Raw genomic sequence first — 14805 nt, 5'->3', positions numbered from 1 at the left:
TAACACTTCCTAACAGAATGATGTTCTCATTGCTAATTCAACCATGACAAGCATTGCTCTATAGGCTTCAAGAATATCCTTTGCCTGATAACGGACAATGGTCGAGTTTTCTTCAATCTCAGTTCCCGGCATTAAAGCAGCCCATTCTGCTTGCCCATAGTTGGCAAATTCGATTCGGAGAAGCGGATGATCTGGCGGTGCAAGCGGTTTCACTAAGTCCCGATTTTTTAAAGCCTCAGCCACTTTTTCTCTTAGAAGCTCGCCTGCTTTTGCAGGTGTCAATGATTTAACGGCTGAACGAGTAATCGTTTCCTTTACAACAGCAGTCGTTACATTTGGAATTAGCTGCTCCGCTTCCAATGCCGCACGGTCGTCTCCCGCTACCATAATGACTGGAACTCCATAGTAGCCTGCAACATATGCATTGAGGCCCATTTCTCCAACTGCCACATCATTGATATACATATTGCGTACGCCAAAAATCATCGAATGGGACATTGCCCCTTTCATGGAAGCCCTTGCATGATAACCGACAAAAACAGCCCCAGCGAAGGTCGAATCCAATCCCTGAACCATTGAATAAGGCTTAACGTCTCCAACCACTACTTGAGCCTCTGGATGAAGGTTTTCAATGAGAAGATTATTCATTTTTGAGTGGCTATCATTCACCAAAACCTCTTGGCATCCTTGGTCAAAAGCTGCTGTAATAACATGGTTAGCCTCCTCAGTCATTATCCTTCGGCTACGTTCATAATTATGCTTGGATGAATCAACATGTGTATAGTCTGCCAGACCTGTGATCCCTTCCATATCAACAGATATGTATAGCTTCATTTATATGTCCCCCTTTTTTATAGTTTTGTAGAATAATATCAAAAAATAACTTCTTTTGAGGAAAATACAGAAAACGGTACAAAAAAAACAGCTGTCAGAGAAAATCAATCATCTCCAACAGCTGGATTTCATCTGCGTTTAACAGAAAAAGCAGCTTATTTATTCATAATTTGTGTATATTTAATATTCGCGTTCTTAAAAGCGACCATTAAAGCCTTTTGGGATGATCCAAAATAACGCTGTTCGATTTCTTCCACCACTTGATCCACTTCGATAATGGATTTTCCTACAAACAGTGATTTAATAAAAGAAGAAGTCAATGCAATCGTGGATGAACATTCCGCATCCACTATACGGTCGGTTTCTCGGTTGATGACAAGCCCGATGAAGAAACCATTATATTTTTGCATTATCGGATTGTTCGAAGAAGTCTTACTGTCTCCAATAATATAAACAGTATTTTGCTGAAACATGAACATGCCTCCTGCAGAGCAAGGATATTACATGGGGTGTTTATGTGGATAACATAAACATTCAATGTAATGCATAAGCCCTTATTAGGATTGTAATACAACAGAGACCGACTGACAACCACTTTATAAGATTTTTCTAAATATTTTATTAACTAACTTTGTTATTTATTGCTTACTTTACGTCCATAAATACCTTTTCCCTTGCATGCTGAAGAAGCTGCTCACCAGTTATCAGCCTCTCTCCCCCGCCTTGAGCAAACTGATCGTTTCCTCCACCCTTTCCGTTTATTAAAGTCAGCAGTTCACTTGAAATACTCTTCATACTAGCAGTTGGCTGAGAGCCTCTTGCACAAACAAATTGCAGCTTACTTTCCGTTTCATTCACTAAGAAAACAATCACTTCATCAGAAAGCGCACATACCATTCGAGCCAGCTTCTGAAGATCCTGAATGGACCGATTCTGAAAGACTTCATTAACGATCTTTCTATTTGTTGTATGATCTATAGAATTAAGAAGTTCCTTTGCTTCATACGACAAAAGCAATTCCTGCATAGCCTCTAATGACTTTTCACGTTCTTTTCCATTTTCAATCAATTTTTTAGCAGCTTCCGCTAGATCTTGTTCCGGTGCATTCAATAGATCTGTTAATTCCCTTAGTACTTTATGCTTTTGATGAAGCTGAGTTAGAACCCGTCCACCACAAACAAAATGAACCCTGATCTTGCCTTTTTGCCGTTCCCAATCCAATATTTTGACGGGGCCAACTTCAGCTGTAGAATTAGGATGAGTCCCGCCACAGCCGTTATAATCAAAATCGGGAATGATCACAAGGCGGATATTATCAGTAACAACCAGCTCCTTGCGTAATTGGTAATTGGCAAGTTCATCCTCCGAAACCCATTTCGTCTCGATTGGCCGCCCCTCTAAGACAATTCGATTCGCCAACCGCTCCGCTTCCCTTGCCTGATCTTCTGAAAGCTCGCTTATATCTAAATCAATCGATACCAGTTCTCTTCCTAAATGAAAACCTATCGTTGCAAAATTAAAGCGCTCTACAAATGCAGCCGTTAATATATGCTGGCCCGCATGCTGCTGCATATGATCAAAACGTCTATTCCAATCGATTTCACACGTAACCAAGTCAACGGTTTTCTCAAGCTCGGCCTCTAAATAATGACGGATTTCTCCATCTAACTCTTCCACGTCAATAACCTTCACACCATTCAAGGCGCCAGTATCATGAGGCTGTCCCCCGCCCGTTGGATAGAAAGCTGTTTCATCTAAAACAGCAAACCATCTGCCCTGCTCATCCTGCTCCTGTTTGAGTAAATGGGCACGGAAGGTTTTCATATAAGGATCCTTGTAATATAACTTACTGTCCAATGTTTTAATCTCCTTTGCTTCTTCTTGAAAACAACTATTCTATCGTTTGTTTTCCTCTTTCGTAATATTGATGCATTTCTTTCTCAGGCACCATGCTTCCTCCAGTACCCCAGACAATATGTGCTGCATTACTTAATTTTGAATGAAGGTGATTCTTTTCGGTATATGCTTTTCCCGCTTCGGATTGTAATAATTCGGTATAGGTAGAGAATCCTGCAAGAGCGGAAGGCTCGAGAAAAATCTCCTCCGTATCGGCAAGCAAGGCCAGGTAAGTAAATAACCTTTCATCTTCCACAGTTGAAATCCCACTAATTTTGTTTTCAATTATTTTGCCAATAAAAGCGGATGGGCGCCCGACAGCTAATCCGTCAGCTTCCGTTTTGTTATCTATGCCGAAATCCTGAACGGCTACTTCATCATGAAGTCCCGTCATTAGACCAAGGAGCATACACGGAGAATGAGTCGGCTCTACGAAGAAACAATGGACGTTATCTCCGAATACAAGCTTAAGTCCGAATGTAACCCCTCCTGGACCTCCTCCCACACCACATGGCAGATAAACAAATAATGGATGCTCCTCATCCACCTTTATATTCTTATCCTCCAGCTGTTTCTTCAAACGAATGGCTGCTACTGAATAGCCTAGAAAAAGATGCTTGGAGCTTTCATCATCGACAAAATACATATTCGGATCCTCATTTGCCTGCTTTCGACCTTGTGCAACGGCTTCACTAAAATCCGACTGATGCTCAACGACAACTACGCCCTTTTCGCGCAGTAAGTCCTTTTTCCACTGCTTGGCGTCAGCTGACATATGGACAAACACTTTAAAGCCAAGCTTCGCGCTCATAATACCGATGCTAAGTCCTAAATTCCCTGTTGAACCGACAGCGATTGCATAGCCTGAAAAAAAGTCTTTACATTTTTGCTCGGCCAATTTGGAATAATCATCCTCGAGTGAAAGCAGCCCATGTGTTAGGGCTAATTCTTCGGCGTATTTCAGTACTTCATAAATTCCGCCTCTCGCTTTAATAGAGCCTGAAATCGGAAGATGACTATCCCCCTTCAAAAACAAGCTTCCAGGTAAAACTTGTTGATAACACTCTTCCAACCTAGTTTTCATCTTCGGAATCGGAAAGAGCGGCGATTCAATGAATCCCTTTTCTTTCGCTGTTTCCGGGAATACCTTAGCTATGTATGGAGCAAAACGCGCCAATCTTTTTTCAGCATCAATGACATCCTCCATCGTCACGGAAGAAGGCTCCGCGTTAGACTTAAATTTCGGATTCACCCAAAAAACTTCCTTTAGCTTGATCATATCTGAAAGCACCGGGTACTTCTCTTCCCATTCTTCTACCGATTTCCCTTGTATAACATCAGCTTGCATCAAAATCATCTCTTTTCTTCCTTTTTATCTTGTTATTTTGACTGAAAAAAAGCAGTTTTACAAGGTAATACGCGAAATAATCGAAAGATTTATTATTTAGAGAAAAGCATAAGTGCCTTCAGAACTATTAAAGTAAAAAGAGCAGGAAGGGCGGGGTTGTAGGACCATTCTCCCTGCACGCAAAAAATTTACATAGATTCACTATTCATTTTTCAAAATTAGACGGTATCTTTCAGAATTATAAACTGGCCTAAATTTATTCTTATACACACGCAGTCCTCCATTAGGGCTGGAATCTGATCCTAAGTTGATCAGCTCTACTTTAGGATCCATTTTATGAATTTCACAGGTGAATTCTACATTTAGATATTCAGATAAACCATCGTAGCCATCCCGTCTCTTTGATAGTGCACCCCACGCCTGACCATGTGGAAGGATTCCACCTGTTACCATTCCAATTAATTGTTTACCAGTTTCTGCAACAAACACTAGATGATCTAATTCCTGATAATTCTCAATAATTTGCTTGTAAAATTGATCATCCCAAATTCTTGAATATTTTTTACCTAAAGTCTGATTCCATTCCTGTTTCAAATTTATTAAAGCCTGATAATCTTCAGGCTTAGCCCTTCTAAAGATGACATCCGGATAATCTCTTTTAAATCGATTAATGTTCTCCCTAATTTCCTTAAACTCCTTTCCACTTAATTCCATTACCTTTTTCACACCTATATGCCGATCCACCCCTTCTAGTTTCCTATAGCGAAAGTGTTGTTCAAAAAGGGGAGATTCCTGTATATATGCTAGTTGCTGCCCTGTCAAAACCCTTAACCAGGTAGCACCTCCTTCTCTTTTATTCCATTGCTCACAAAACCTCATACACTTTACTAACACCTTCGTGACTTTTCTAGGGTTACCGGATCCAAAGGGTAGGCAGGCAAGCTGAAGATTTTGCTTTCTTGAAAGCTTAAAGGTAACTAGCATTCTATCAACAATTTTCCACAAAGTGAGCTCTGACTTAGGGTTGGAAACAGCCCAAAGATAATCAAAATTTGAAGACCATAAGTCAGTTGGATACTTGGTGGCTTTAATGTATTTCGAATAGAGCTTTTTATCCCTCAATTTTATTTCATTAAACTTCCAATCTCCCAACCTGATCTTCTTTGAGAAAAACAGCATTTTTTTCACACCTCATGATAACTTCATTTTCATCTCCTTTTACAATATGTACGAGTCTTTCCATTTGCCTGTTTATTTGTCTATTAATCACTTTATCTAGCCAGTTGTCCAAGCAACTCCATTCGAGCTGCATAATTTAAAAAGAAAACTGCGCAAACGTGAGCCACGGGAGGTTCATGGGACGCGTTTTTATATGGACCTTATACGAAAGCCATAAAGAGGTCATGGTGCGCGTTTTGTTAAAAAATTGCCTCATACGAGGACCTTGATGAGGCTATGGAGCGCGTTTTGTTAAAAAGTTATTCATACGAGAGCCATGAAGATGGGGAGCATTTTAATAAGAAGTTTATAGAAAGGATTGCTAGGATATGTTTATAAAATGGGTTACGGACCAAGGGGACAATCGAGTCCATCTGGCTTTGCAGACAGCAAATAAATATAAGATTTCCGGAGGGATGATGACATTTCAATTTGGCTCCTTTGAACAAGAAATAGACATTCAAGTCGATTCAGATTTCCCTGAAGACAGAATTGGACTACCTCAACATTGGACCAGTCATCAAACGATCCCAGACACACTCCCTTATGAACTTAAAAAAATGAATAATACTCTTAAACTAGGGCCCGTTATTGCTTTAATTGTTTTTTCAAAGTTAGACGAAATGACTCCCTCAAAACTTAATATCTACAAAGGATATTTCTATGAATATGCTAAAATTAATGGCCTAATTTATCTATGTGCTTGGAACACTATTGATACGAAAAGGAAACAAATAAAGGGCTACTACTATGACCGTTATGAAAAAGACGACAGCAAACGCTGGAAATTCGGTACGTTTCCATATCCAAACTCTGCATATAACCGAACTGCCATGCCAAGGGCTGCTTTTTATGATTTAGTAGGTACTATAGGAGATTGTGTCTTTAACAGCTATTCCAACGGTTCCTTTAATAAGTGGGAACTTTGGAAACGATTATCGCCAGTAGAGGAACTGTACCCTCACCTCCCTGCTACAGAGCAGTTAACTGATCTCCCTTCTTTAGATAACATGCTTAAAGCCCATCAATCGATTTATTTAAAACCTTCAGGCGGTACATTATCCCAAGGAATAATGAAGGTAGTGAAAAGCCCAACTGGATACCTTATTACCTATCCCCAACGAAAAAAAAGGGAAGGGACTGTTCAAAGACAATTGGATAGAAAAGAAAGCATTGACCAATGGTTTAATAAGCTCAAAAATAAAAAATATCTTGCACAGCAAGCCATAACGATGAATAGATACAAAAACAAACCTATTGATTTTCGAGTTATCATGCAAAAAAACGGGACAGGACAATGGGATTGTTCTGGAATATTTGGGAAGTTTGGCAAAAGCGGCAATATTATTACGAACTTTTCTCGGAATGGCTTTATTCGATCTGGAATAGACACCTTTAAGATTGCCTTCAATATGAATGATCAACAGTCTTTGAAGAAAATAGAAGAACTAAAGAAGATTGCTTTTCGCATTTGTCAGGTGTTTGACGAATATGGCAATTATGGGGACTTAGGAATGGACCTAATGGTGGACCAAGATGAGAATATTTGGATTCTAGAGGTCAATACACTTGATACGTATCACCGATTTCCTCTCCATATGGACGATCGGACTCTTTATAAAAAGGTTGTCACATCGCCCTTTCGGTATGCTAAATATTTGGCGGGCTTTGATTATGAGGATAAATAAAATTAAACAATCAGTAGGGAATAACCTCCTACTGATTTGTTATTTTTTTAAGTATTTCTCTAGTCTCCGATCATCGAATACGGGAATCTTGAGGCGAATGAAATCAATATGCCAAAATGGACCTCTCCTGCGTCATTGGTGTTCTGAGCAGAAGAGACATTATAAATAATATTGCGAAAAAGATTATTTCATCATAACAAAAAAAAGAAACCATTCGTAAATAATACACCTTTATGAATGGTTTCTCGAAATTATTTTAGCATTTAAAAAAGGCTGTTCTATCCTTTAAAAGATATTTAAGTCGAAATTCTACTACCCACGTACTGGTTCTGTTGCTCTCACCGCAGCAGGAGATTTTTCCTCTACTGCACTTGATTTTTTTACAAAGAAAGAACATATTAATCCAACTATAGAAATCCCTGTAACAAAATAGAAAGCATATTTGACTCCACCAGCTAATACTTCTGATTGAGATGCTTCAGGAAAATCGGTGACAAACCCGTTTTGACCAGCTGTAAAAACTGTAATCGCGATTGCTGCTGGGAGGGCAAAATTGGTGGACTGTGGTTCCGCTATTTTGCAAAATAGCCTTGTTTTCATAGTCTTATCGGACTTGGGTTCCGCTGATGGGGCTCAAGGAGGTGAATTTTGTATGATTTTCATCTATTAACGGAACTGGTGTCCATTTTCATTTGAAAGTAGCAGGATATTAAGTAAATAGCGGAATGGGTGTCCGAATAATTTTAAATAAATCAACGCTCAGGGCCAAAATACCCTGAGCGTCACTGCTAATCAAAGTGGTTTTTTTCTCTTATCTGAACTACTTATTCCCGCGCAGTCCGATATTAAAAACATGTTAGCCTTTTACAATGCCGCCATCAATTATTAGGCTTTGCCTCCACTTCATCAAGTGGCGGAACCCAAGGATGTACATAGGTGACTCTCCTTCTCCCTAATTCAATGACCACTCCGGCTTTTTCAGCCAATTCTCTTTCTTATTCCTATACCACCTGAACACCTTTTTTCCAAACTGATTTCACATGGTTGACGCCGAATAAATATTGCAATTCCTGATAGCTTTTTATATTCCAAAGAACGATGTCTGCTTGTTTGCCAACTTCTAAGGACCCGACCTTATCCTGGCGATTGATCGCACAAGCAGCATTATAGGTTGCAGCAGTTAGACTTTCAGCAGGTGTAAGCCTCATAGAGATGCATGCTAGATTCATAACGAGCGGCATTGAGGTCGTTGGAGAGGAGCCTGGGTTACAATCGGTAGAGATAGCAACTGCTACACCCTCATCGATCATTTTCCTTCCAGCAGCAGCCTGTTCGCGTAAGTAAAGAGCAGTTGCTGGGAGCAGGCAGGCGATGGTTCCAGACTTCGCCATTGCTTGAACCCCCTCATCTGATGCCTTCAATAAATGTTCAGCTGAAATGGCACCAACCTTGGCCGCTAACTCTGCCCCGCCATAAGGCTCAATTTCATCTGCATGTATTTTCGGGATTAAGCCGAATCGTTTTCCCGCTTCTAAAATACGCTCTGATTGTTCAGGAGTATAAACACCCTTTTCACAGAAAACGTCATTAAACTCTGCCAGCTTTTCCTCTGCTATTATAGGAAGCATGTCTTCAATCAGAAGATCGACAAATTCATCCTCTCTTCCTTTAAAATCTGGTGGAACAGCATGTGCGCCCATAAAGGTCGGAACCAGATCTATTGGATGAGATTCCTGCAGCTTTTTCATTACCCTTAATTGCTTCAGCTCTGTTTCAAGATTCATGCCATAGCCGCTTTTACCTTCCACAGTTGTCACACCGTGTTGAAGGAAGGAGTCAAGCCTGCGTGTCGTTTGTTCGATCAGTTCCTCCTCTGATGCTTCACGGGTCATGCGGGTTGTCGCATGAATCCCGCCGCCAGCATTCATAATGTCCATATAGGTTGCGCCCTCAAGACGCATTTCAAATTCACGTTCACGGCTGCCGCCATAAACAACATGTGTATGTGGATCAACAAGCCCCGGGGTAACTAAGTGCCCAGCAGCATCTACAATTTCAGCATCTTGTACTCTTGCGGCGTAAAGCTTTTCAAGTTCCTTCGTTGTCCCAACAGCCTGAACAACACCATCTTCAATCCATAGGCTTCCGTCCTCTATTAATCCTAGCTCAGACATCGCTTCCCTAGAACGCGGTCCCTTAACTTCCGAAGCAAGAGTAGCTAGCTGCGTAATATGTTTAATCCAAATCGGTTTTATCATTCTTATTCATTCCCTTTTTTAAGCATTGGAATATTGACGCCTTTTTCCCTCGCTGTCTTCTCAGCTAGCTCGTAGCCTGCGTCAACATGGCGGACAACTCCCATTCCTGGATCAGTTGTCAGCACACGCTCAAGACGCGCCTCTGCTTCCTGCGTTCCATCTGCAACAATGACCATTCCAGCATGCAAAGAGTAGCCCATACCAACACCGCCGCCATGATGGACAGATACCCATGTTGCGCCGCCAACTGCATTGATCATCGCATTTAAAATTGGCCAGTCCGCTACCACGTCAGAGCCATCCTTCATTCCTTCTGTTTCACGGTTTGGTGAAGCAACGGAGCCTGAATCGAGATGATCACGTCCAATAACTATCGGCGCCTTCAGTTCGCCTTTTGCCACCATATCGTTGATGATTTTTCCAAAACGGGCACGTTCGCCATAGCCTAACCAGCAAATACGGGAAGGCAGGCCTTGAAATTGAATTTTTTCGCGAGCCATCCGAATCCAGTTGCAAAGATGAGTATTATAGCTAAATTCTCGCAGAATAACCTCATCTGTTTTATAAATATCCTCAGGGTCGCCAGAAAGAGCTGCCCAGCGGAAAGGGCCTTTTCCTTCACAGAACTGTGGACGGATATAGGCTGGAACGAATCCAGGGAACGCAAATGCATTTTCTACTCCTTCATCCTTCGCAACCTGACGGATATTGTTGCCGTAATCAAATGTAATTGCTCCCTTTTCCATCATTTCTAACATCGCTTCAACATGCTTTGCCATTGAAGCCTTGGAGAGTTTTACATATTCTACTGGATCAGCTTGGCGTAACTCAGCAGCAGCCTCCAAAGTCATGCCTGAAGGAACATATCCATTCAATGGGTCATGGGCTGAGGTCTGGTCTGTTAATACATCTGGGATAAATCCTTTGGCAATCATTTCTGGTAAAATATCTGATGCATTTCCGATCAAACCAATCGATAGAGCCTTGCCAGACAATTTCGCTTCTTGAGCCCATTGAATCGCTTCATCAAGGGATTTTGTTTTCACATCTGTGTAGCGTGTTTCGATTCGGCGGTCAACCCTTGTTTCATCGACTTCAATACCGATACATACTCCGCCATTCATCGTAACAGCAAGCGGCTGAGCACCACCCATTCCACCTAGGCCAGCTGTTAATGTAATTGTATGTTTCAGTGAATTATTAAAATGCTGCTTAGCAAGCTCAGCAAACGTTTCATAAGTTCCTTGAACAATTCCTTGTGAACCGATATAAATCCAGCTGCCCGCTGTCATTTGCCCGTACATCATTAAACCTTTTTTATCGAGTTCATGGAATGTATCCCAATTCGCATAGGCAGGGACAATATTTGAGTTTGCTAGAAGAACTCTAGGTGCATCCGTATGTGATTTAAAAATAGCTACAGGCTTACCTGATTGAATGAGTAAGGTTTCGTCATTTTCTAGCTCTGTCAAGGATTTTACAATGGCATCAAAGCATTCCCAATTTCGCGCGGCTTTTCCAATGCCACCGTAAACTACAAGCTCTTCTGGATGCTCCGCTACGTCCTGATCTAAGTTATTCATCAGCATTCGCAGTGCTGCCTCTTGCTGCCACCCTTTTGTATTTAAATCTGTTCCTCTGTATCTAATAATCTTTTCATTCGCAACCGTTTTCATTTTACATACCTCCTATTCGTTTATATTTTTATTCTATAGGGAAATTTCAGATAATTATTTATAATTTATTGACTTTTTTATGATTGATTGCGTTACTTTTTATTTAAACTATGTTTTTTATGATTTATTTCAATTTTAGTAGATAGGGATATTAAAAGCATTTCGGGTGTAAGAGCAGCTCGAAATGTCCGTCTCGGAAAAATGGGCGATAAGGGAGGGGCATAAACGCCCTTCATGTCGAAAAAAACTGGCCGATGGGCGTTAACTTAAAACCTTAGTTAAAAAGGTTTAATGGCTATAACCACTTCGATAGGCAGATGGTGTGCAGCCTTCAAGCTGTTTAAACTTTGCATTAAAATACGTTTGATGAGCATAGCCCGTTAATTTTGCTACTTCTTCTAAAGATAAATCTGTTTCATGTAGAAGGCGTTTTGCTTCTCGTATCCTTACTTGATGGAGTAAATCCCTAAAAGATATGCCTGATTCTGCAGCAAAACGTCTGCTAAGTGTGCTTTTATTAATTCTGAGGGCATCTGCGCACGCGGCCAAATTCCATCCAGCATCCCAATAGTTAGATTCAATAAATTCCCTTGCTTTTTCAACTAAGGAACGTGGTCCTTCCTGAAGCTGCTGAGCCTTAACTTGATCTAGCAAACGGACGGTGAATGCAAGTAGCTCCTGCACAATCTGATAGATTACCGGCTTATGAATAATCTGCTGAAATACCTCATGATACCGAGCTTCTAACGGTTCACTTTGGAGATTATACGATTTCATATGCCGGCGAATTTGCGCAAGTACACTAGTTAGACGAATCCGCACCATTTCAGGATCCGGGTATGGCTGCTCATACGTTAAAAACTCATGTTCCACCCATTCTCTGATTGCCTGTATATTTTGTTTTTCTAGCATTTCGATCCATTGACGCTGCTCAAGTGGCGTTAGGAAAGGATCCATTTCTCGAGAGAGCATTTGATCCTTTCCAGCCAAGATGATATCATAGCCTTCAAAAAATATTCTTTTTGCTAATTGTTGAATTTGTTGGTATTTTTGCTTTAAAGAATCGGTTGAGGAGCCAATATTATTGATAACAATGGCTAGAGGCTCGTCCATCCGTTCTTTCCACCTAGTAAGAAAAGAATGATACATCTCCTGCAATGTCTCCATCTTTTCTGGCTCCTGTACACATAAAATAAAATCCGATAAAGCAAACAATTTATATTTATCCGGAAAAGGGGATCGCTGTAATGCCTCAAAAACATGGTGAAGCATATCTGAATTAGGCGTTAAAAACGCGACCATCGTAATTGGGTAGTCATACTGTTGATCCGTCAGAAAAAGATCAGGATAATCAATTGCATTAATATCGGTTTTTAATACCTTTTGGCTATATGAAGAAGGCAGTTCGTTTCGGGTTTGATAGCGGATTTGCTGGATATGTTTAACAAGTTCGTCCGCTGAAAATGGCCTAAATAATACATCCTCCGCACGTAAACGAAGGGCTCGATATGCAGTTTGAAATATTCTTTCGGAAGAAATCCCAAGCCAGCGAATTTTATACTTTTGGAGTAATTCTAAAAATCGCTCACTCTCCTGACCCCACCTGTCCATATCAAAAATGACAAGATCTGGCCGCTGTTTCTGTACAGACTGAAAAAGCCCCTCCAGTGAAACTGTTTGACTCAGCTTGACCCCAGTTAAATGCGATTCAATGATCCAGCGAATTCCCTGTTCCTCTAATTGATCCTTTGCAAGCATATGAATATTCAAGCAGACACCTCTTTTAAAGTCGCGCCAGTTTTATAGTTTTCTAACTATTATATCATTCGCTTAAGCATATTTTTAACAAATGACTGCTTAATATTATTCTAAAGACAGGAAATGCCTATGATTTTTATTAATCAAACGTTTGATTGAATTTTGAAAAATGATATTTAAACAAACGTTTAATTAAATCGCGTATCCCTTGGCACTATTGGAAAAATCAATTAATTAAACGTTTGATTGAATTATAAATAGTTTGATTGCCGATTGACTTATCATTTATGAATACTTGTTTTTGTAATATATAAAAAACATTGGCTTCATGGCAAAGATTTCAGTGCTTTCTATGAAAAATACTAACTATAAGGGTCCAAAGCACGTGTTTTTAATGAACCGCCATAAAATATGACTTTTCCCATAAAAGCACCAAATAAGTTATTCGGAAATTTATTATTTGCTCGAATTTAAGCAATACATTTTTAATCAAACGTTTAATTAAATTACGAAAAAGTCTATTGAACACACGTTTTGATTAAGTCCTAATCCCTTGAGGCTGTAAGCTTAACTCATTAATCAAACGTTTAATTAAATTCAAAATTAGCTATTTAAACAAACGTTTAGTTAATAACTGATTGAATTGTAATATGTTATAGTAAAAAAACTCATTAAACACCCGCTATCTAGAGACCTTGTCGTCAACATTCCATCTGCCAGGTGACATTTTTTTTAGTAATATGGTATAAACAGATAAAGGCAGCTAATAAGGAGCGGATTGGAATGGAAGGAGAAAATCAATCCGAAAATATATAAATAGACAGCTTTAATGAATTGGAGCAATCTTTTAAGAATGATGTAAGTGAATCATTAGCTGATATGAAAAACATCGAAATTGAGCTATATATCGAATTCAAGGAAGCCGTAACCCCTTTATTGATTTTCCTGAGCTTACTGAGAAAATAAGACTTAAAATATAGGGTATTTAATAAAATTATCTGTGGGAAAATTATTTGAAATGCAGAGAATTTTGGCATTCTTATGCAAGTTTTTGTTAATCAAACGTTTAATTAAATTTCAAAAAAGTCTATTAATCAAACGTTTAATTGAAACTTAGATTGTTTGAGGCTGTAAGAACGAACTGTTAAACAAACGTTTGATTAAATTCGAGAATATCAATTTATACAAACTTTTGATTGAATTTGCTAAGAAAATTATTTGTTATTGTATGAAACTAATAATAGGTAAGGTTTTCAATTGATATTCATGGCACACATATTACTTTGACGCTGTACAATTCTAATCAAGATATAAAAAACGGGCTTTCTACACTTTAGTGAAATGCCCGTCTTCTATAAAAGCCATCTAAATATCTGAGGTTAAACCTTAAAGTTCCCAATTAACATCTTTAATTCCTCAGCCACTTTCGCCAAAGCATGAGATGAAGCGGCTATTTCCTCCATTGATGCGAGCTGTTCTTCAGTTGCAGATGAAACTTCCTCGGTTCCTGTCACTGCCGTTGCTGCTACTTCATTCACAATATTAATAGCGTTCAGGATATGCTCTGAACTTGCTGCCATTTGCTGGACGGCCGACGAAACATCGAGTATATCACTAGCAACCTCTTTAACAGCACTTTGAATTTGCTGGAATGATTCTCCAGCTGTATTGACGATTCCAATTCCTTCATTTACCTCAGTGAAAGCTTGTTCCATTGATAAAATGGCTGATTGCGTTTCACTTTGGATAGAGGTAATTAATGTTGAAATTTTTTGAGCTGAACCTGCTGATTGTTCTGCCAGCTTTCGAACTTCATCCGCTACAACAGCAAATCCGCGTCCGCTTTCTCCTGCCCTGGCAGCTTCAATCGCCGCATTCAAGGCGAGAAGGTTTGTTTGAGCTGAAATATCTGTAATTACCTCGATAATCGAACCGATTTCCTTTGACCGTTCTCCTAACCCCTTAATCGTATCTCCTAATAAAGAAACGGTTTGATTGATTGAATTCATTTGGAGAATGGCATTTGATATGGTTTCATTTCCTTCTAAAGCTTTTTCAGAGGTAATTAATGCTGTATCGGACACATTTTGCGCATTACCCGCAATTTGACGAATACCTTCAGACATTTC

Annotated in this window: 11 protein-coding genes and 2 pseudogenes; 2 read left to right on the top strand and 11 right to left on the bottom strand. The window is 39.7% G+C overall.

Annotation, left to right across the window (positions count from 1 at the left end; all coding sequences use genetic code 11):
- Positions 1-9: 9 nt before the first annotated feature.
- From RRV45_RS02320 to RRV45_RS02295, 6 genes are all read right to left on the bottom strand, one after another.
- On the bottom strand, positions 10-834 hold the full coding sequence (locus RRV45_RS02320; protein ID WP_315667147.1) for a M55 family metallopeptidase: 825 nt from the start codon (positions 832-834) through the stop codon (positions 10-12).
- A gap of 155 nt (positions 835-989) precedes the next feature.
- Positions 990-1307 (bottom strand): DUF3870 domain-containing protein, encoded by a 318-nt coding sequence (locus RRV45_RS02315; protein WP_315667146.1) that lies wholly within the window; start codon positions 1305-1307, stop codon positions 990-992.
- A 172-nt stretch (positions 1308-1479) separates the two neighbouring features.
- A complete protein-coding gene (locus RRV45_RS02310; RefSeq protein ID WP_410489354.1) occupies positions 1480-2700 on the bottom strand; it encodes an alanyl-tRNA editing protein in 1221 nt (406 codons plus the stop codon).
- Positions 2701-2725: 25 nt separating this feature from the next.
- Positions 2726-4078: a D-serine ammonia-lyase gene (locus RRV45_RS02305; protein ID WP_315668909.1), complete on the bottom strand. Its 1353-nt coding sequence runs from the start codon at positions 4076-4078 to the stop codon at positions 2726-2728.
- A 201-nt stretch (positions 4079-4279) separates the two neighbouring features.
- The gene (locus RRV45_RS02300; protein ID WP_410489353.1) at positions 4280-5062 is read right to left on the bottom strand and encodes a phosphatidylglycerol lysyltransferase domain-containing protein; all 783 of its coding nucleotides are present in this window, start codon (positions 5060-5062) and stop codon (positions 4280-4282) included.
- Between the two features lie 148 nt (positions 5063-5210).
- The gene (locus RRV45_RS02295) at positions 5211-5369 is read right to left on the bottom strand and encodes a hypothetical protein (protein ID WP_315667143.1); all 159 of its coding nucleotides are present in this window, start codon (positions 5367-5369) and stop codon (positions 5211-5213) included.
- A gap of 256 nt (positions 5370-5625) precedes the next feature.
- Between RRV45_RS02295 and RRV45_RS02290 the strand changes: the two genes are divergently transcribed.
- Complete coding sequence (locus tag RRV45_RS02290; RefSeq protein ID WP_315667142.1) at positions 5626-6984, top strand: YheC/YheD family endospore coat-associated protein; 1359 nt, start codon at positions 5626-5628, stop codon at positions 6982-6984.
- Positions 6985-7296: 312 nt separating this feature from the next.
- On the opposite strand, the gene RRV45_RS02285 is transcribed toward RRV45_RS02290, so the two are convergent.
- From RRV45_RS02285 to RRV45_RS02270, 4 genes are all read right to left on the bottom strand, one after another.
- Positions 7297-7584, bottom strand: a complete 288-nt coding sequence (locus tag RRV45_RS02285; protein WP_315667141.1) for a hypothetical protein — start codon at positions 7582-7584, stop codon at positions 7297-7299.
- Positions 7585-7985: 401 nt separating this feature from the next.
- Positions 7986-9242, bottom strand: coding sequence for an imidazolonepropionase (hutI, locus tag RRV45_RS02280; protein ID WP_315667140.1), 1257 nt, complete (start codon positions 9240-9242; stop codon positions 7986-7988).
- A gap of 2 nt (positions 9243-9244) precedes the next feature.
- A complete protein-coding gene (gene hutU / locus RRV45_RS02275; RefSeq protein ID WP_315667139.1) occupies positions 9245-10918 on the bottom strand; it encodes a urocanate hydratase in 1674 nt (557 codons plus the stop codon).
- 288 nt (positions 10919-11206) lie between these two features.
- A complete protein-coding gene (locus RRV45_RS02270) occupies positions 11207-12688 on the bottom strand; it encodes a response regulator transcription factor (RefSeq protein WP_315667138.1) in 1482 nt (493 codons plus the stop codon).
- Between the two features lie 866 nt (positions 12689-13554).
- Here RRV45_RS02270 and RRV45_RS02265 point away from each other — a divergent pair.
- Positions 13555-13656: pseudogene (locus RRV45_RS02265) on the top strand (endonuclease); the annotation flags it as partial.
- A 399-nt stretch (positions 13657-14055) separates the two neighbouring features.
- Here the strand turns inward: RRV45_RS02265 and RRV45_RS22050 are convergent.
- Positions 14056-14697, bottom strand: a pseudogene (locus RRV45_RS22050) (methyl-accepting chemotaxis protein); the annotation flags it as partial.
- Positions 14698-14805: the final 108 nt, after the last annotated feature.

The organism is Bacillus sp. DTU_2020_1000418_1_SI_GHA_SEK_038 (assembly GCF_032341175.1).
Lineage (GTDB): Bacteria > Bacillota > Bacilli > Bacillales > Cytobacillaceae > Cytobacillus.
Note: the sequence above shows the minus strand (reverse complement) of the source record. Positions and strands in the feature narration are given on the sequence as shown.

Bases quoted from the DNA above. Each gene is read 5' to 3' on its own strand.
- RRV45_RS02315 (WP_315667146.1), bottom strand. From the start codon at position 1,307: ATGTTTCAGCAAAATACTGTTTATATTATTGGAGACAGTAAGACTTCT.
- RRV45_RS02285 (WP_315667141.1), bottom strand. From the start codon at position 7,584: ATGAAAACAAGGCTATTTTGCAAAATAGCGGAACCACAGTCCACCAAT.
- RRV45_RS02300 (WP_410489353.1), bottom strand. From the start codon at position 5,062: ATGCTAGTTACCTTTAAGCTTTCAAGAAAGCAAAATCTTCAGCTTGCC.
- RRV45_RS02290 (WP_315667142.1), top strand. From the start codon at position 5,626: ATGTTTATAAAATGGGTTACGGACCAAGGGGACAATCGAGTCCATCTG.
- hutI (WP_315667140.1), bottom strand. From the start codon at position 9,242: ATGATAAAACCGATTTGGATTAAACATATTACGCAGCTAGCTACTCTT.
- RRV45_RS02320 (WP_315667147.1), bottom strand. From the start codon at position 834: ATGAAGCTATACATATCTGTTGATATGGAAGGGATCACAGGTCTGGCA.
- RRV45_RS02305 (WP_315668909.1), bottom strand. From the start codon at position 4,078: ATGCAAGCTGATGTTATACAAGGGAAATCGGTAGAAGAATGGGAAGAG.
- hutU (WP_315667139.1), bottom strand. From the start codon at position 10,918: ATGAAAACGGTTGCGAATGAAAAGATTATTAGATACAGAGGAACAGAT.